The 15,633-nt window shown below is 65.3% G+C and carries 15 protein-coding genes and 2 pseudogenes; 6 read left to right on the forward strand and 11 right to left on the reverse strand.

The features are described 5' to 3' along the window. Window positions 1-17 precede the first annotated feature (17 nt). The 4 genes from N4G47_RS16855 to N4G47_RS16870 all read left to right on the forward strand — a co-directional run bounded on the left by N4G47_RS16855 (window position 18) and on the right by N4G47_RS16870 (window position 4,444). Window positions 18-1,235, forward strand: coding sequence for an ABC transporter permease (locus N4G47_RS16855; RefSeq protein WP_249842785.1), 1,218 nt, complete (start codon window positions 18-20; stop codon window positions 1,233-1,235). 1 nt (window position 1,236) lies between these two features. Further along, window positions 1,237-1,668, forward strand: a complete 432-nt coding sequence (locus N4G47_RS16860) for a PDZ domain-containing protein (protein ID WP_475288929.1) — start codon at window positions 1,237-1,239, stop codon at window positions 1,666-1,668. An 80-nt stretch (window positions 1,669-1,748) separates the two neighbouring features. After that, window positions 1,749-3,095 carry a sigma-54-dependent transcriptional regulator gene (locus N4G47_RS16865; RefSeq protein WP_475288932.1) on the forward strand — a complete coding sequence of 449 codons (1,347 nt, stop codon included), beginning with the start codon at window positions 1,749-1,751 and terminating at the stop codon, window positions 3,093-3,095. After that, window positions 3,092-4,444 (forward strand): sensor histidine kinase, encoded by a 1,353-nt coding sequence (locus N4G47_RS16870; RefSeq protein ID WP_475288936.1) that lies wholly within the window; start codon window positions 3,092-3,094, stop codon window positions 4,442-4,444. The genes N4G47_RS16865 and N4G47_RS16870 overlap by 4 nt, the downstream gene beginning before the upstream one ends. 60 nt (window positions 4,445-4,504) lie before the next feature. Here the strand turns inward: N4G47_RS16870 and N4G47_RS16875 are convergent, their stop codons facing one another. Together N4G47_RS16875 and glmU are read right to left on the reverse strand one after the other, a co-directional pair. Further along, complete coding sequence (locus tag N4G47_RS16875) at window positions 4,505-5,038, reverse strand: GNAT family N-acetyltransferase (protein WP_475288938.1); 534 nt, start codon at window positions 5,036-5,038, stop codon at window positions 4,505-4,507. Next, window positions 5,007-6,374 (reverse strand): bifunctional UDP-N-acetylglucosamine diphosphorylase/glucosamine-1-phosphate N-acetyltransferase GlmU, encoded by a 1,368-nt coding sequence (glmU, locus tag N4G47_RS16880; RefSeq protein ID WP_475288941.1) that lies wholly within the window; start codon window positions 6,372-6,374, stop codon window positions 5,007-5,009. Before glmU ends, N4G47_RS16875 begins: the two co-directional genes overlap by 32 nt. A gap of 85 nt (window positions 6,375-6,459) precedes the next feature. On the opposite strand from glmU, the gene N4G47_RS16885 reads away from it, so the two are divergent. Further along, on the forward strand, window positions 6,460-6,843 hold the full coding sequence (locus N4G47_RS16885) for a GtrA family protein (RefSeq protein WP_249842781.1): 384 nt from the start codon (window positions 6,460-6,462) through the stop codon (window positions 6,841-6,843). A 242-nt stretch (window positions 6,844-7,085) separates the two neighbouring features. Here the strand turns inward: N4G47_RS16885 and N4G47_RS16890 are convergent, their stop codons facing one another. From N4G47_RS16890 to N4G47_RS16930, 9 genes and pseudogenes are all read right to left on the reverse strand, one after another. Beyond that, window positions 7,086-7,508 (reverse strand): F0F1 ATP synthase subunit epsilon, encoded by a 423-nt coding sequence (locus N4G47_RS16890; RefSeq protein WP_005411127.1) that lies wholly within the window; start codon window positions 7,506-7,508, stop codon window positions 7,086-7,088. Window positions 7,509-7,510: 2 nt separating this feature from the next. After that, window positions 7,511-8,917, reverse strand: coding sequence for a F0F1 ATP synthase subunit beta (gene atpD, locus N4G47_RS16895; RefSeq protein ID WP_005411128.1), 1,407 nt, complete (start codon window positions 8,915-8,917; stop codon window positions 7,511-7,513). Between the two features lie 37 nt (window positions 8,918-8,954). Next, window positions 8,955-9,818 carry a F0F1 ATP synthase subunit gamma gene (gene atpG, locus N4G47_RS16900; RefSeq protein WP_006471334.1) on the reverse strand — a complete coding sequence of 288 codons (864 nt, stop codon included), beginning with the start codon at window positions 9,816-9,818 and terminating at the stop codon, window positions 8,955-8,957. Window positions 9,819-9,915: 97 nt separating this feature from the next. Next, a pseudogene (gene atpA / locus N4G47_RS16905) lies at window positions 9,916-11,462 on the reverse strand (F0F1 ATP synthase subunit alpha). A gap of 44 nt (window positions 11,463-11,506) precedes the next feature. Beyond that, a pseudogene (locus N4G47_RS16910) lies at window positions 11,507-12,033 on the reverse strand (F0F1 ATP synthase subunit delta). A gap of 2 nt (window positions 12,034-12,035) precedes the next feature. Then, entirely contained in the window at window positions 12,036-12,506 is a 471-nt protein-coding gene (locus N4G47_RS16915; RefSeq protein WP_005419512.1) for a F0F1 ATP synthase subunit B, read from the reverse strand. Window positions 12,507-12,612: 106 nt separating this feature from the next. After that, the gene (atpE, locus tag N4G47_RS16920; RefSeq protein ID WP_005411133.1) at window positions 12,613-12,918 is read right to left on the reverse strand and encodes a F0F1 ATP synthase subunit C; all 306 of its coding nucleotides are present in this window, start codon (window positions 12,916-12,918) and stop codon (window positions 12,613-12,615) included. Between the two features lie 74 nt (window positions 12,919-12,992). Next, complete coding sequence (gene atpB / locus N4G47_RS16925) at window positions 12,993-13,793, reverse strand: F0F1 ATP synthase subunit A (RefSeq protein WP_057496519.1); 801 nt, start codon at window positions 13,791-13,793, stop codon at window positions 12,993-12,995. Window positions 13,794-13,824: 31 nt separating this feature from the next. Beyond that, the gene (locus tag N4G47_RS16930; RefSeq protein ID WP_181358707.1) at window positions 13,825-14,190 is read right to left on the reverse strand and encodes a hypothetical protein; all 366 of its coding nucleotides are present in this window, start codon (window positions 14,188-14,190) and stop codon (window positions 13,825-13,827) included. A gap of 458 nt (window positions 14,191-14,648) precedes the next feature. Between N4G47_RS16930 and N4G47_RS16935 the strand changes: the two genes are divergently transcribed. After that, window positions 14,649-15,467: a hypothetical protein gene (locus N4G47_RS16935; RefSeq protein ID WP_475288946.1), complete on the forward strand. Its 819-nt coding sequence runs from the start codon at window positions 14,649-14,651 to the stop codon at window positions 15,465-15,467. Window positions 15,468-15,633: the final 166 nt, after the last annotated feature.

The raw sequence follows: 15,633 nt of genomic DNA on the forward strand, positions 1-15,633 counted from the left end.
CCCGAACGAGGACTCCCATGGACATCCGCCCCATCCTCAGCACACTGCGCCGGCACAAGACCGCTGCCGCCCTGATCGTGCTGGAAGTCGCACTGACCTGCGCCATCGTCTGCAATGCGCTTTTCCTGGTCAGCCAGCGCGTGGAAAAGATCAGCATGCCCAGCGGCATCGCCGAGAACGAACTGGTGATGCTGCGTGTCAGCGGCATCGGCAAGCAGACCGACGCCCTGGCCCGCACCCGTGAGGACCTGGCCTCGCTGCGTGCGATTCCCGGCGTCAGCAACGCCACCATCATCAACCAGGTTCCGTTCCGCAACGGCTCCTCCAGCAGCAGCATCTCGCGCGAGGTCGACCAGGAACGGCCGACCACCAACGCTTCGATGTACACCCTGTCCGAGAACGGGTTGGCCACGATGGGCATCAACCTGATCGCCGGCCGCGACTTCCTGCCCGACGAGTACCAGAACTTCGAAGACGTCAGCAAGGGCGGCGCCAAGGAAAAGGCCATCCCGGTGATCTTCACCCAGTCCACTGCCGCCAAGATGGAACCCAACGGCAGCGCGCTGGGCAAGACCTACTACATGGGCAAGCAGCCGCTGCACGTGGTCGGCATCGTCGACACGCTCAGCACGCCCAACGGCTGGAATGACAACTGGACCAATTCGATGCTGCTGCCGGTGCGGCGCACCTTCGACGACGGTGGCACCTACATGCTGCGCACCTCGCCGGAACGCCGCCAGGAAGTGCTCGACGCCGGTGCGGTCGCACTGGAACGCAACGACCCCAACCGGCTGATGCGCGACAAGCTGACCTATGAAGACCAGCGCAAGGACTTCTTCAAGAATGACCGCGCCATGGTCGGCCTGCTGATCACCGTCAGCATCTCGCTGCTGGTGGTCACCGCGCTGGGCATCATCGGCCTGGCCAGCTTCTGGGTGCAGCAGCGCAGCAAGCAGATCGGCATCCGCCGTGCGCTGGGTGCCACCCGTGGGCAGATCCTGCGTTACTTCCAGACCGAGAACTTCCTGCTGGCCACGCTGGGCATCGTGCTGGGCATGCTGGCCGCCTACGCGATCAATCTGGCCCTGATGAACCTGTACGAGCTGCCGCGCATGCCACTGTTCTACCTGCCGCTGGGCGCGCTGCTGCTGTGGGTGCTGGGCCAGATCGCGGTGTTCGGGCCGGCCCGGCGTGCGGCAGCGGTGCCGCCGGCCGTCGCCACGCGAGGGGCGTGAGATGCGCACCTGCACGATGGCGTTGATGCTGCTTCTGCCACTACCGGCGCTGGCCGGCGGTGGCAGCGCGCAGACACTGGAATGGCGCCAGGACGATGCGCGCTTGTCGCTGCGCTCGACCGAAGGCCAGGTGCATGTGGAGGCGGCGAAACCGGAGGGACGCTTCGGCGTGCGCCACGGCGACCGCATCCTGCGGGTGAACGATACCGCCGTGCGCCGGGTCGAGCATCTGAGCGAGGCCCTGCGCCAGACCAGCGCACCGACCGTGTACCTGTTGCTGCGGCGCGACAAGCGCGAGCTGACGGTACCGGTGGATGCGGTCGCCTGGCGCCTGGCGCTGGTCGCCCCGCCACCACCTCCGCCGCCGCCGCCCCTCCGGCGCCGCAGCGCTGAGCAACGCGCCCTGCACGGGCGCCGGTTTGGCTATGCTTGATGGGTGGCGCCGGGCTCTCCCGGCGCAGGCACGCGAACGGCTCCAACGGCGCCGCCCATCCCTTTCCGCAGAACTGCTTGATGCCTTCGATCCTGATCATCGACGACAACGCCAGCGTGGGCACCGCGCTGGACGTGCTGTTCTCCCTGCATGACATCGACACCCTGCAGGCGCAGACCCCGGCCGATGGCCTGGCACTGCTCGAATCGCAGCCGGTCGACCTGGTGATCCAGGACATGAATTTCAGCGAAGACACCACCTCGGGCGAGGAAGGCGAGGCGCTGTTCGCACAGATCCGCGCGCGCCACCCGGACCTGCCGGTGATCCTGCTCACTGCCTGGACCCATCTGAGCAGTGCGGTAGACCTGGTCAAGGCCGGTGCCGCCGACTACCTGGCCAAGCCCTGGGACGACCGCAAGCTGCTGACCACGGTCAACAACCTGCTGGAACTGTCCGAGGCACGCCGCGAACTGGACCGCCGTCGCTCGCGCGAACTGCGCCAGCGCAACGCCCTGGAAGAAAAGTACGACCTGTGCGGCGCCGTGGTCGCCGATCCGGCCAGCGAACGCGTCATCACTCTGGCCTGCCAGGTCGCGCGCTCGGAGCTGCCGGTGCTGATCACCGGCCCCAATGGCGCCGGCAAGGAGAAGATCGCGCAGATCATCCAGGCCAACTCGCTGGTGGCCAAGGGGGCATTCGTGGCGGTGAACTGTGGCGCACTGCCATCGGAGCTGATCGAAGCCGAACTGTTCGGTGCCGAAGCCGGCGCCTACACCGGCGCCAACAAGGCGCGCGAAGGCAAGTTCGAAGCCGCCGACGGCGGCACACTGTTCCTGGATGAGATCGGCAACCTGTCGCTGGGCGGGCAGATGAAGCTGTTGCGTGTACTGGAAACCGGACGCTTCGAGCGCCTGGGCTCCAACCGCGAGCGCCAGGTCAAGGTGCGCGTGGTCAGCGCGACCAATGCCGACCTGCCGGCGATGATCCGCGATGGCAGCTTCCGCGAGGACCTCTACTACCGGCTCAACACCGTGGAACTGGTGCTGCCGCCGCTGGCCGAGCGCCCGGGTGACATCGTGCCGTTGGCCGAGCGCTTCCTGACCGCAGGCAAGCCGCTGTCCAGCGCCGCCACCACCGCGCTGCAGCGGCATCCGTGGCCCGGCAACGTGCGCGAGCTGCGCAACGTGATCCAGCGCGCCGAGCTGCTGGCCACCGGCAGCCGCATTGAAGTGGCCGACCTGAATCTGCCGCGCGCGCCTGCGGCGCCCCGGCCTGCGCCCAGTGCGGGCAATGATCCCGACCGTGCGCGCATCGAGGATGTACTGGCGCGCAACCACGGCGTCATCGCCCAGGCCGCAGCCGAACTCGGCCTGAGCCGCCAGGCGCTGTACCGGCGCATGGACCGCCACGGCATTCCACGCGAATGAAGCGGCGCTCCTTCACCTTCCGCCTGTTCCTGCGCCTGCTGCCGGTGCTGGCGCTGGCCGCCGCATTGCCGTGGCTGCTGGCCTACTGGATGGATCACGGCTGGGTGGTGACCACGGTATCGGCACTGATCCTGCTGTCGCTGATGTGGTGGACGCTGCGCCGCGCCACCGCGCCGGTGCGTTCGCTGATGCGCGCCTTGTCCGGTACCACCAGCAGCTACCGCGATGGCGAGTACAACTTCGGCGTGCACTGGCCGGGCAATGACGAGCTGGGCGACCTGGTACAAGCCCACCGCGAACTGGGCGATGTTCTGCGCGCGCAACGGCAGGGCCTGGTGCAACGCGAGCTGCTGCTGGACACCATGGTGCAGAACACGCCGGTGGCGATGCTGCTGATCGCCTCCGGTGGCGATGGCATCGCCCGCGTGGTGTTCTCCAACCTGGCCGCACGCAAGCTGCTGCACGGCGGCTGGAAGCTGGAAGGCCAGCGCCTGGAGGACGTGCTGGAGCAGGTGCCGCTGGAACTGCGCGATGCCATCGCCCGTGGCGGCGACAGCCTGTTCGCGGTGCATGCCGAGGGCGAGGATGGCGATGAAGATGACGAGCAGGTCTACCACCTCTCGCGTCGCGCGTTCCAGCTCAACGGCCGCCCGCATGACCTGCTGCTGGTGCGCCTGCTGACCGCCGAGCTGCGACGCCAGGAAGTGCAGACCTGGAAGAAGGTGATCCGGGTGATCAGCCACGAGCTCAACAATTCGCTGGCGCCGATTGCTTCGCTGGCTCATTCCGGCGGCGTGCTGGTGCAGCGCGAACGCTTCGACCGGCTGCCGGAGATCTTCACCACCATCGAAGACCGCGCGCGCCACCTGGAAGGCTTCATCCGCGGCTATGCACGGTTTGCCAAGCTGCCACAGCCGCAGTTGCAGACCGTGCACTGGGCACCGTTCCTGTCCAGCCTGCGCCAGCAGATTCCGTTCACCATGGAGCGCGAGCCGGACGAGGAACTGAGCAGCCGCATCGACATCGCGCAGTTCGGGCAGGCACTGCTGAACCTGCTGAAGAACGCGCACGAAGCGTGTGCCGAGGCTGATCCGCCCAACGACGATGTGCAGGTGCAGCTGACGCGGTTGCCGCAGTGGCTGCGCCTGGATGTGCTCGATCGTGGCAAGGGCATGAACGAGCAGGTGCTGCAGAACGCGCTGATGCCGTTCTATTCCACCAAGCGCAACGGCACCGGATTGGGGCTGGCGTTGACGCGCGAGATCGTGGAGGCGCACGGCGGGCGCGTTTCATTGCAGAACCGCGGCGATGGTGGATTGTGCGTATCGATCCTGTTGCCGGTGGGTTGAGCGCTCCGATCGCGTTGGCAGATCCACGCCATGCGTGGATGTGCCGACCAAGGTCGGCACCTACCAAAGCAGCCGCATCGCCACCCGCAGATGCATCGGGAACGCCAGCGCGGCTTCTTCGGCCATCACTGCCTGCAGAGCAGCACCCCACTCCGCTTCCGGCACGACGATGAACCCTTCGCTGGCATAGAAGGCCGCATTCCACGGCACGTCGGACAAGGTGGTCAGCACAGCAGAGCGATAGCCGCCTGCCCTCGCCTGTGCCAGCGCATGGCGCAGCAACGCGCGCCCATGGCCCTGCCGCGCATGCGCAGGGTCCACATCCATCTGCAGTACGTGGAACTCACCGGCCAGTTCGCCGGCAAGCAGATAGCCGGCGATGCCGCCGTCCGCCGCTTCCACCACCCACAGCTGCCGGCGCTCAAGGCCGTCCTGCAGTGCCGGCAGATCCAGACCATGCGCGGTAAACACCGCATACGCCTCATGGCCTTTCAACAGCTTTCCGGCGCGCTGCTCGATAGCCGGCAGCGCGTCGAGTTCATCGGCGCGCGGAAGGCGCGGCTCAGGACTTCTTGAGCGGGCGCTTCCAGCCATCGATGGTTTCCTGTCGTGCGCGTGCCAGGGTCAGCTTGCCGTCCGGGGCATTGCGGGTGATGACCGAACCGGCGGCGATGGTCGCGCCATCGCCAATGGTCAGCGGCGCCACCAGCGAACTGTTGGAGCCGATGAACGCGTTGTCGCCGATGGTGGTGGTGAACTTGTTCACCCCGTCGTAGTTGCAGGTGATGGTGCCGGCGCCGATGTTCACCCTGCTGCCGATCACCGCATCACCCAGGTAGGTCAGGTGATTGGCCTTGCTGCCGACGCCGAGGGTAACCTTCTTGGTTTCGACGAAATTGCCAACGTGCACGCCATCGGCCAGTACGGTGCCCGGCCGCAGCCGCGCGAACGGGCCGACCTGCGCCGCGCCTTCGGTGACCACACCTTCCAGATCGCAATGCGCGCGCACTTCGGTGCCCGGCCCGAGGTTGACGTCCTTCAGGCGGTTGAAGGGACCGATGGTGACGCCGTCACCCAGCACGATGTTGCCTTCCAGCACCACGTCGACGTCGATCATCACATCGCTGCCGACGGTGACGGTCCCGCGGATATCCAACCGTGCCGGATCGCGCACGCGCGCGCCCTGCGCGCACAGTGCACGCACCGCGCGGCGTTGCCAGGCCCGCTCCAGCTGCGCCAGCTGCCAGGGATCATTGGCCCCTTCGGCATCCTGCGGGTCGGCCACCAGCGCCATCTCAGCCGGGGTGTACTCGTGCGCGGCGAAGGCGAACACGTCGGTCAGGTAATACTCGCCCTGCGCGTTGCTGTTGGACAGCTGCGACAGCCAGCGGCGCAGCGCAGTGGATTCGGCGGCGATGATGCCGGTGTTGATGATGCGTACGCGCAGCTGCTCGTCGCTGGCATCCTTCTGCTCGACGATCGCACCGACCTTGCCCTCGGCGTCGCGCAGCACGCGACCATAGCCGGTCGGGTCATCCACCTCGGCCACCAGCACCGCCAACCGCCCCGGCTGTGCCAGCAGCTCGCGCAGGGTCTGCGCGCGGATCAGCGGCACGTCGCCGTACAGCACCAGCACCTGCGCGGCATCAGGCACCTGCGGCATCGCCTGCGCGACGGCGTGGCCGGTGCCGAGCTGCTGTGCCTGTTCAGCCCATTGCAGATCCTGCTGGCCGGCGAAGTACTGGCGCACGGCTTCGCCGCCGTGGCCATGGACCACGTGGATCGCCGCCGGGTCCAGCTCGCGCGCCGCGGCGATCACGTGTGCCAGCATCGGCTGGCCGGCGATCGGCTGCAGCACCTTCGGCAGCACCGACTTCATGCGCTTGCCGGCGCCGGCGGCGAGGATGATGACGTGCAGGGGTTGGGTCATGGCAACGGCGGTCCGTAGGTCGTTGCCGATGATTCTAGAGCGTGGGCCGTTAACATGGGCATCCCTCCTCCTACTCCGCCTGCCGATGAGTCTGTTCCGCCAGGGAAGCGCCTACCTCGTCATTGGGCTCGTGCAGCTGCTGGTGGACTGGCTGGTGTTCGTGGTCGCCACCGCGTTGGGCATGCCGGTGGCACCGGCCAACATCACCGGGCGCCTGGCCGGCATGCTGCTGGGCTTCTGGCTCAACGGCCGCTACACCTTCGCCGAGGCCGGCAGCCATCGGCTGGGTTGGAAGCGTTTTGCCCGCTTCTTCGTGCTGTGGCTGCTGATGACCGCGGCGAGCACGCTGCTGGTGAGCCTGGTCGATCACGCACTCGGCCTGCAGTACACCTGGCTGGCCAAGCCGCTGGTGGAAGGTGGGCTGGCCTGCGTCTCGTTCCTGTTGATGCGGTATGTGGTGTATCGCTGATACAGCGCCAGGAGCGGGATCGGGAACGGGATCGGGATCGGGATCGGGATCGGGATCGGTAGAGTCGACTGTTAGTCGACTGACTTTCCCGCCGCCGTACGAAAAGCAGTCGAGCAAGCTCGACTCTACGCCGACCATTGCACGAGAAGCAGTCGAGCATGGTCGCGGTGCGCCGGCCACCACCCGCACAAACAAAAACGCCGGCACTGGGCCGGCGTTTTCGTGGATGCTGCGGGCGAACCTCAGTGCTTGAGGGTCTTGCGCAGGCGTTCCAGGGCCTGCAGCTGGACAACGGCTTCGGCCAGCTTCTGCTGGGCTTCGGCCACTTCCATCGCTTCGCCGCGGTTGGCCAGGATGCGCTCGGCTTCTTCCTTGGCCTTGCGGACCGAGGCTTCGTCGATGTCCTGCGCGCGGATCGCGGTGTCGGCCAGCACGGTCACTACCTGCGGCTGCACTTCCAGGATGCCGCCGGAAATGGCGAAATCCAGCTGCTCGCCGTTCGGCGTGGTGACCACGACCTTGCCGGGCTTGAGTCGGGTGATCAGCGGGGCGTGCTTGGGCGCAATGCCCAGCTCGCCCAGCTCACCGGTCGCCACGACCAGGGTCGCTTCGCCACGGAAGATTTCCTGTTCAGCGCTGACGATGTCGCAACGAATGGTGCTCATGATCAGGCCTTCTCAGCCATCTTCTTGGCCTTCTCAACCGCTTCTTCGATGCCGCCGACCATGTAGAACGCCTGCTCCGGCAGGTGGTCGTACTCGCCATCGACGATGGCCTTGAAGCCACGGATGGTGTCCTTCAGCGGCACGTACTTGCCCGGCGAACCGGTGAACACTTCGGCCACGTGGAACGGCTGGCTGAAGAAGCGCTCGATCTTACGGGCGCGCGACACGGCCTGCTTGTCCTCTTCGGACAGTTCGTCCATGCCCAGGATCGCGATGATGTCCTTCAGTTCCTTGTACTTCTGCAGGGTCTGCTGGACGCGCTGGGCGGTGTCGTAGTGCTCGTGGCCGATGACCAGCGGGTCCATCTGGCGGCTGGTGGAGTCCAGCGGATCGACGGCCGGGTAGATACCCAGCGAGGCGATCGAACGCGACAGGGTGACGGTCGAGTCCAGGTGGGCGAAGGTGGTCGCCGGCGACGGGTCGGTCAGGTCGTCCGCGGGCACGTAGACGGCCTGGATCGAGGTGATCGAGCCATTCTTGGTCGAGGTGATGCGCTCCTGCAGGACGCCCATTTCCTCGGCCAGGGTCGGCTGGTAACCCACCGCCGACGGCATACGACCCAGCAGTGCCGACACTTCGGTACCGGCCAGGGTGTAGCGGTAGATGTTGTCGACGAACAGCAGGACGTCCTTACCCTTGCCGTTTTCGTCCTTCTCATCGCGGAAGTACTCGGCCATGGTCAGGCCGGTCAGGGCGACGCGCAGACGGTTGCCCGGCGGCTCGTTCATCTGGCCGTACACCATCGCCACCTTGTCCAGGACGTTGGAGTCCTTCATTTCGTGGTAGAAGTCGTTGCCCTCACGGGTACGCTCACCCACGCCGGCGAACACGGACAGACCGCTGTGCGCCTTGGCGATGTTGTTGATCAGTTCCATCATGTTGACGGTCTTGCCGACGCCGGCGCCGCCGAACAGGCCGACCTTGCCGCCCTTGGCGAACGGGCACATCAGGTCGATGACCTTGATGCCGGTTTCCAGCAGTTCGGTGGCCGGGGACTGGTCTTCGTACGACGGAGCCGCACGGTGGATTTCCCAGCTGTCGCTGGCGGCCACCGGGCCGGCTTCGTCGATCGGACGGCCCAGCACGTCCATGATGCGGCCCAGGGTGCCGGCGCCGACCGGCACCGAGATGCCACGGCCGGTGTTGACGGCGACCAGGTTGCGCTTCAGGCCGTCGGTGGAACCGAGGGCGATGGTACGCACCACGCCGTCGCCCAGCTGCTGCTGGACTTCGAGGGTGATTTCGGTGTTTTCGACCTTCAGTGCGTCGTACACCTTCGGCACCGACTCACGCGGGAATTCGACGTCGACGACCGCGCCGATGATCTGAACGATCTTGCCCTGACTCATTGCTGCATCCTCTAATGTGTGCTTTGAACGAACGCGGTCAGACTGCTGCCGCGCCGCCGACGATTTCGGAGATTTCCTGGGTGATCGCTGCCTGGCGCGCCTTGTTGTAGACGAGCTGCAGGGTGCCGATCAGCTTGTTGGCGTTGTCGCTCGCCGCCTTCATCGCGACCATGCGAGCCGCATGCTCGGAGGCAACGTTTTCCAGCAGTGCCTGGTACACCAGCGATTCGATGTAACGCGTCATCACGTGCTCGAGCACGGTCGCAGCATCGGGTTCGTACAGGTAATCCCAGTCGTGGTGAGCGACCTGCTTTTCAGCCGGCGGCAGCGGCAGCAGCTGATCGAAGCTGGCCTTCTGCGTCATGGTGTTCACGAAGCGGTTGTAGACCAGGTACACGCGGTCGACCTTGCCTTCGGTGAAGGCGTCGAGCATGACCTTGATCACACCGATCAGCGATTCCAGCTTCGGCACGTCGCCGATGTGGGTCACGCTGCCGACCATGTTGACCTTCACGCGGCGGAAGAAGGTCGATGCCTTCTGGCCGATGGTCACCAGGTCCACTTCGGCACCCTTGTCCTGCCATGCCTTGGCTTCGCCCAGCATCTTGCGGAACAGGTTGTTGTTCAGGCCGCCGGCCAGACCGCGATCGGAGGAGATCACGATGAAGCCGACCCGCTTGACCTGCTCGCGCTCGACCAGGAACGGATGCTGGTAGTCGGTGCTGGCCTGGGCCAGATGACCGATCACCTGCTTCATCGCCTGCGCGTACGGACGCGAGGTCTTCATCCGATCCTGCGCCTTGCGGATCTTGGAGGCCGAGACCATTTCCAGGGCGCGCGTCACCTTGCGGGTGTTCTGCACGCTCTTGATCTTGGTTTTGATTTCGCGTCCGCTTGCCATCTCTTGTTTCCCGTGGCGCGGGGCTGTTGCCCCGCGTTGTTCAACCGTTTGTCATCTGGTCCAGCGGAGCCAGCGGCTCCGCTCTACAGGACCGCGATTACCAGCTGCCGGTGGTCTTGAACTCGGCGATGCCCTTCTTGAAGGCACCTTCGATGTCGTTGTCCCAACCGCCGGTGGCGTTGACCTTGCTGACCAGCTCGCCCTGGGTGTTGGCGAAGTGGGCGTGCAGGCCTTCTTCGAACGCCAGCAGCTTGTTGACCGGCACGTCGTCGAGGTAACCCTCGTTGACGGCGTAGATCGACAGCGCCTGGTTGGCGATCGACATCGGCGCGTACTGCTTCTGCTTCATCAGCTCGGTGACGCGCTGGCCGCGCTCCAGCTGCTTGCGGGTCGCTTCGTCCAGGTCCGAGGCGAACTGCGCGAACGCAGCCAGCTCACGGTACTGGGCCAGCGAGATACGGATGCCGCCCGACAGCTTCTTGATGATCTTGGTCTGGGCCGAGCCACCGACGCGCGACACCGAGATACCGGCGTTCACGGCCGGGCGGATGCCGGCGTTGAACAGGTCGGTTTCCAGGAAGATCTGGCCGTCGGTGATCGAGATCACGTTGGTCGGAACGAAGGCGGACACGTCGCCGGCCTGGGTTTCGATGATCGGCAGCGCGGTCAGCGAACCGGTCTTGCCGGTGACCTTGCCTTCGGTGAACTTCTCGACGTATTCCTCGGACACGCGGGCAGCGCGCTCGAGCAGACGGGAGTGCAGGTAGAACACGTCACCCGGGTAGGCTTCACGGCCCGGCGGGCGCTTCAGCAGCAGCGAGATCTGGCGGTAGGCCACGGCCTGCTTGGACAGATCGTCGTACACGATCAGCGCGTCTTCGCCGCGGTCCATGAAGTACTCACCCATGGTGCAGCCCGAGTAGGCGCTGATGTACTGCATGGCAGCCGATTCGGAAGCGGTGGCGGCCACCACGACGGTGTGGGCCAGCGCGCCGTTTTCTTCCAGCTTGCGCACGATGTTGGCGATGGTCGAAGCCTTCTGGCCGATCGCAACGTACACGCACTTGATGCCGGTGCCCTTCTGGTTGATCACCGCATCGATGGCCATCGCGGTCTTGCCGGTCTGGCGGTCGCCGATGATCAGCTCGCGCTGGCCACGGCCGATCGGGATCATCGCGTCGACCGACTTGTAACCGGTCTGCACCGGCTGGTCGACCGACTTGCGCCAGATCACGCCCGGAGCAACGCGCTCCACCGGAGCGGTCAGGTCGGTGCCCAGCGGGCCCTTGCCGTCGATCGGCTCGCCCAGCGCGTTCACGACGCGGCCCAGCAGTTCCGGACCGACCGGCACTTCCAGGATGCGGCCGGTGGTCTTGGCGACGTCGCCTTCGCGCAGGTGCTCGTAGTCACCCAGCACCACGGCGCCGACCGAGTCGCGCTCCAGGTTCAGGGCCAGGGCGAAGGTGTTGTTCGGCAGTTCGATCATTTCGCCCTGCATCACGTCGGCCAGACCGAAGATGCGCACGATGCCGTCGGACACGCTGGTCACGGTGCCTTCGTTGCGCGATTCCGCGGCCAGCTTGACCTTCTCGATGCGGTTCTTGATCAGTTCGCTGATTTCGGAGGGTTGAGCGTGGTTGCCATCGTCAAGTCCTAGTGCCGGCAGCGGGGCCGGACGTTAAATGAATTCAGTTAGCGAGCGCGGTCTGCAGACGGGCCAGCTTGCCCTTCAGCGAACCATCGATGACCACGTCGCCGGCGTCGATCACGGCGCCGCCGATCAGCGAGGCATCGACCGCAGTGGTCACATCGACCTCGCGGTTGAAGCGCTTGCGCAGCGCGACCTTGATCGCGTCCAGCTCGCCGGCCGACAATTCGGCAGCCGAGGTCACCGTGGCCTTGACCACGTGCTCGGCTTCGGCGCGCAGGGCGTCGAACATGCCGGCGATTTCCGGCAGCAGCGGCAGACGATGCGAATCGGCCAGGATGGCCAGGAAGCGCGAGTAGGTCTCGCCGGGGACACCGGCGCCAGCAGGGCGACGGCGTCGTCACGACCCAGCTCCGGGTTGGCGAGCAGGGCCGCCACGCGCGGGTCGGCGGCGACGTGGGCGGAGAACGCCAGGGCGTCCGACCACGGCGCGAACGCGCCTTCGTCGCGCGCGGTCGCGAACGCGGCGCGGGCGTACGGGCGGGCAAGCGTGAGGGCCTGGCTCATCCTTAGATCTCCGAGGCCAGCTCGTCGAGCAGCGCCTTGTGGGCGTTGGCGTCGATTTCGCGCTTGAGCAGCTTTTCGGCACCGGTCACGGCCAGCGCGGACACCTGCTTGCGCAGATCTTCACGGGCACGGTTGGCGGCGGCGTCGATTTCAGCCTGAGCCAGTTCCTTCTGACGGGTGGCTTCGGTGATCGCTTCGTTGCGGGCAGCATCGACGATCTGGTTGGCGCGCGCGTGGGCCTGATCGATGATCTCGTTGGCCTTGGTGCGGGCTTCCTTCAGCGCTTCGTTGACCTTCTCCTGCGCCTGGGCCAGATCTTTCTGGCTACGGTCGGCAGCAGCGAGGCCTTCAGCAATCTTCTGCTGGCGCTCTTCGATCGCGTTCATCAGCGGCGGCCAGATCTTGGTCGCGATGATCCAGATCAGACCAGCGAAGGCGAGCGCCTGCGCGAGAAGGGTGAAATTGATATTCATGGTTAGCTCGATCGCTGGTTTCGGGGTGGACGCGCCGCCGTAGCGGCGCATCCGGCCTTCATCCGAAACCGGGTGCATCAGCACCCGGTCGTCTCAAACCGCTGTATCAGCCGGCCAGAGCCTTGGTGACGGCGCCAGCGAAGGCAGCCGACAGCGGGTTGGCGAAGGCCAGCAGCAGGCCGACGGCGACCGAGATGATGAACGCGGCGTCGATCAGGCCGGCGGTGATGAACATGCGGACCTGCAGGACCGGGATCAGTTCCGGCTGGCGGGCGGCCGACTCCAGGAACTTACCAGCCATGATGGCCAGACCCAGACCGGCGCCCAGCGCGGCCAGGCCGATCATGATGCCGACGGCAAGGGCGGTGGAGCTCTGAATCTGCGCGAAGTTGGTCAGGACGGCGAAGTACATGGTTATCTCCAGGAACTTAAGTTGCTAAGGGTGATGAAACGGATGAAGGTTGAAACGCGTTGAAGCTTGAAACGTTAGTGAGCGTCTTCCGACAGGCTCAGGTACACGATCGACAGCATCATGAAGATGAAGGCCTGCAGCGGGATCACCAGCAGGTGGAACAGCATCCAGCCAAGGCCGAACGCACCACCGGCAATGGCACCGAAGAAACCGGCACCACCCAGCACCCAGATCAGCAGGAACACGATTTCGCCGCCGAACATGTTGCCGAACAGTCGCATCGCCAGCGAGATCGGCTTGCTCAGCCACTCGACGATGTTGAGGATCAGGTTGAACGGCATCATCCACTTGCCGAACGGCGCCGTCAGGAATTCCTTGATGAAACCGCCCAGGCCCTTCGCACGCAGGGCGAAGAACAGCATCAGGAAGAACACGCTGAAGGCCATGCCCAGGGTGGCGTTGACGTCAGCGGTCGGCACCGGCTTCCAGTAGTGGATACCGGCCATTTCCAGCGGCTTGGCGATGAAGTCGGCCGGGATCATCTTCAGCAGATTCATCAGCAGAATCCAGAAGAAGATGGTGATGGCGATCGGCGTGACCAGCTTGCTCTTGCCGTGGTAGGTGTCCTTGGCCTGGCGGTCGACGAATTCCAGGCAGATTTCCACGAACGCCTGCCACTTGCCCGGCACGCCGGCGGTGGCCTTGCGGGTGCCCAGCCAGAAGGCAACCACGATCACCAGGCCCATCAGGACCGCGGTGAGGAAGGTGTCGACGTGGATATGCCAGAACATCCCCTCGCCCTTGCCGACCGGTGCGGTCAGGTTCTGCAGGTGATGCTGGATGTAGCTGGTAGGGGTTAGAGCCTCGCCCGCCATGTGTCCGGAACCTTAGTTATTTGAATTTTTGTCAACGCCTGGCCATGGCCAGGACCTGGAACATCAGGCCGACGGCGATACCGGCCAACAGCGCCAATGCAGGCAGCTTGAAGACCAGGAACCCCACCAGCAGGACGCCGAAAACGACCACCCACTTGGCCACGATCGCGACGATCAGCCGCGCCATCGCCGAACCCGCCGCCACCGCCCCGCCGCTGAGCGCCATTCGTGCCGCAACCCAGCCGCCGGCCGAAATGGCCACACCGGACGCCAGCGCGCCGAGGGCGTATTTCGGACCCACCAGCAGGAAGGCCAGGGCCAGGACAGCGACCGCGGCCAGCGGGTAGACCGCGGCGCGCAGCATCAGTCGCCGACCCGCATCAACGGAGTTCAGCACAGGACGTCCCGCGTGGTTGCAAGTGGATGGCTGAGGCGGCTACAGCAGGGGGCCTCATCGAGCCGCCAAATTATAGCAATGGGACAATTTGCGAGACAACCGCTCCCTGTTCATCCCGGAAGGCCGCAAGTTGCGGTAACGGTTACATTTTTGCGTTCCGCCCCGGGGACAATGACGTCCGTATCATGTTGCGGTGCAATATTGAACTTTGGTCGCAGGCGGCGGAACTTTTGCTGCGGCCGTCGGTCCGATCTTGCGACCTGCCTGCAGCAACCTCGTCGACGCTCCGCCCCGCAGGTCCCACGATGGCCCCGAAGCCCGGCTCCGGGGCCATCTTTTTGCATCGTGGCGACAGCGCTGAACCGTCCACATGACGTGGACCATACGTTCACGGATGGTGGACGCCGGCGTCCGGCACAGTGGTTTTCATTCTGATGAACCCCTGCAAGGACTCTTCGATGCGCCCCATACCCACCCTGCTCGCCCTCTCCCTGCTCGCCGCCGGCGCTTCGTTCGCCAATGCCGCCCACGCCGCCGAAGGCGATGACCGCTTCGCCCTGCGCCTGGGTGCGATGAACATCGACTCGGACAACACGATCCGCGGCAAGACCAACGTCGCCGGCCAGGACATCGGCTTCTCCGAGGACTTCAAGCTGGGTGGCAAGGAGTGGGAACCGCGCATCGACGGCATGTTCCGCATCAGCAACCGCCAGCGCCTGCTGTTCAACTACTTCAAGTACGACAAGGACCGCCGCGAGACCCTCGGCCAGGACATCTCCTTCGGTGACGTCAACGTGCCGTCCGGCAGCTTCGTCAAGGGCGAACTGAAGTACCAGGTGGCCAGCCTGGTCTATGACTACTCGGTGGTGGACACCGATACCTTCGACCTCGGCCTGCAGCTGGGTGCCGAGTACGCCAAGGTCAGCAGCAAGGCCTACGCCGATCTGGGTACCGTGTATGAGGGCCAGTTCCTCAACGAGAAGACCGACGGCGTGGCGCCGGTGGTCGGCGCGCGGCTGAGCTTCACCCCATCGGAAAAGTGGATGATCACCCTGCAGGGCCAGTACCTGAACACCCGCTGGGGCAGCTTCGACGACTACAAGGGCGACCTGAGCCGCGCCAACGCCATCGTCGATTACCGCTTCACCAAGAACTTCGGTGTGTTCGCCGGCTACGACTGGTTCAAGCTCGATGCGGACAAGAAGGGCAGCGACGGCACCATCGGCCTGAAGCAGGAATTCAAGGGCCCGGTGGCCGGCGTCAGCTTCGTGTTCTGATCCCCCGCCTCTTCCACACACGCTCTCTCCTGGCGCGGCCTCCGGAACATCGGGGGCCGCGTTTTTTGTTTGCGACGCGAAGCTCTGGGTAGTCGGCTGGGTAGAGTCGACTGTTAGTCGACTATCGCGCGCAGCGCGGGGGTTTCGCGATCTGATGGGAGAGCAG

This window comes from Stenotrophomonas sp. GSD10, assembly GCF_056172695.1.

Bases quoted from the DNA above. Each gene is read 5' to 3' on its own strand.
- N4G47_RS16855 (WP_249842785.1), top strand. From the start codon at position 18: ATGGACATCCGCCCCATCCTCAGCACACTGCGCCGGCACAAGACCGCT.
- N4G47_RS16865 (WP_475288932.1), top strand. From the start codon at position 1,749: ATGCCTTCGATCCTGATCATCGACGACAACGCCAGCGTGGGCACCGCG.
- N4G47_RS16870 (WP_475288936.1), top strand. From the start codon at position 3,092: ATGAAGCGGCGCTCCTTCACCTTCCGCCTGTTCCTGCGCCTGCTGCCG.
- N4G47_RS16935 (WP_475288946.1), top strand. From the start codon at position 14,649: ATGCGCCCCATACCCACCCTGCTCGCCCTCTCCCTGCTCGCCGCCGGC.
- glmU (WP_475288941.1), bottom strand. From the start codon at position 6,374: ATGACCCAACCCCTGCACGTCATCATCCTCGCCGCCGGCGCCGGCAAG.
- N4G47_RS16885 (WP_249842781.1), top strand. From the start codon at position 6,460: ATGAGTCTGTTCCGCCAGGGAAGCGCCTACCTCGTCATTGGGCTCGTG.
- atpG (WP_006471334.1), bottom strand. From the start codon at position 9,818: ATGGCAAGCGGACGCGAAATCAAAACCAAGATCAAGAGCGTGCAGAAC.
- N4G47_RS16915 (WP_005419512.1), bottom strand. From the start codon at position 12,506: ATGAATATCAATTTCACCCTTCTCGCGCAGGCGCTCGCCTTCGCTGGT.
- atpD (WP_005411128.1), bottom strand. From the start codon at position 8,917: ATGAGTCAGGGCAAGATCGTTCAGATCATCGGCGCGGTCGTCGACGTC.
- N4G47_RS16890 (WP_005411127.1), bottom strand. From the start codon at position 7,508: ATGAGCACCATTCGTTGCGACATCGTCAGCGCTGAACAGGAAATCTTC.
- atpE (WP_005411133.1), bottom strand. From the start codon at position 12,918: ATGTACTTCGCCGTCCTGACCAACTTCGCGCAGATTCAGAGCTCCACC.
- atpB (WP_057496519.1), bottom strand. From the start codon at position 13,793: ATGGCGGGCGAGGCTCTAACCCCTACCAGCTACATCCAGCATCACCTG.
- N4G47_RS16875 (WP_475288938.1), bottom strand. From the start codon at position 5,038: ATGGCTGGAAGCGCCCGCTCAAGAAGTCCTGAGCCGCGCCTTCCGCGC.
- N4G47_RS16860 (WP_475288929.1), top strand. From the start codon at position 1,237: ATGCGCACCTGCACGATGGCGTTGATGCTGCTTCTGCCACTACCGGCG.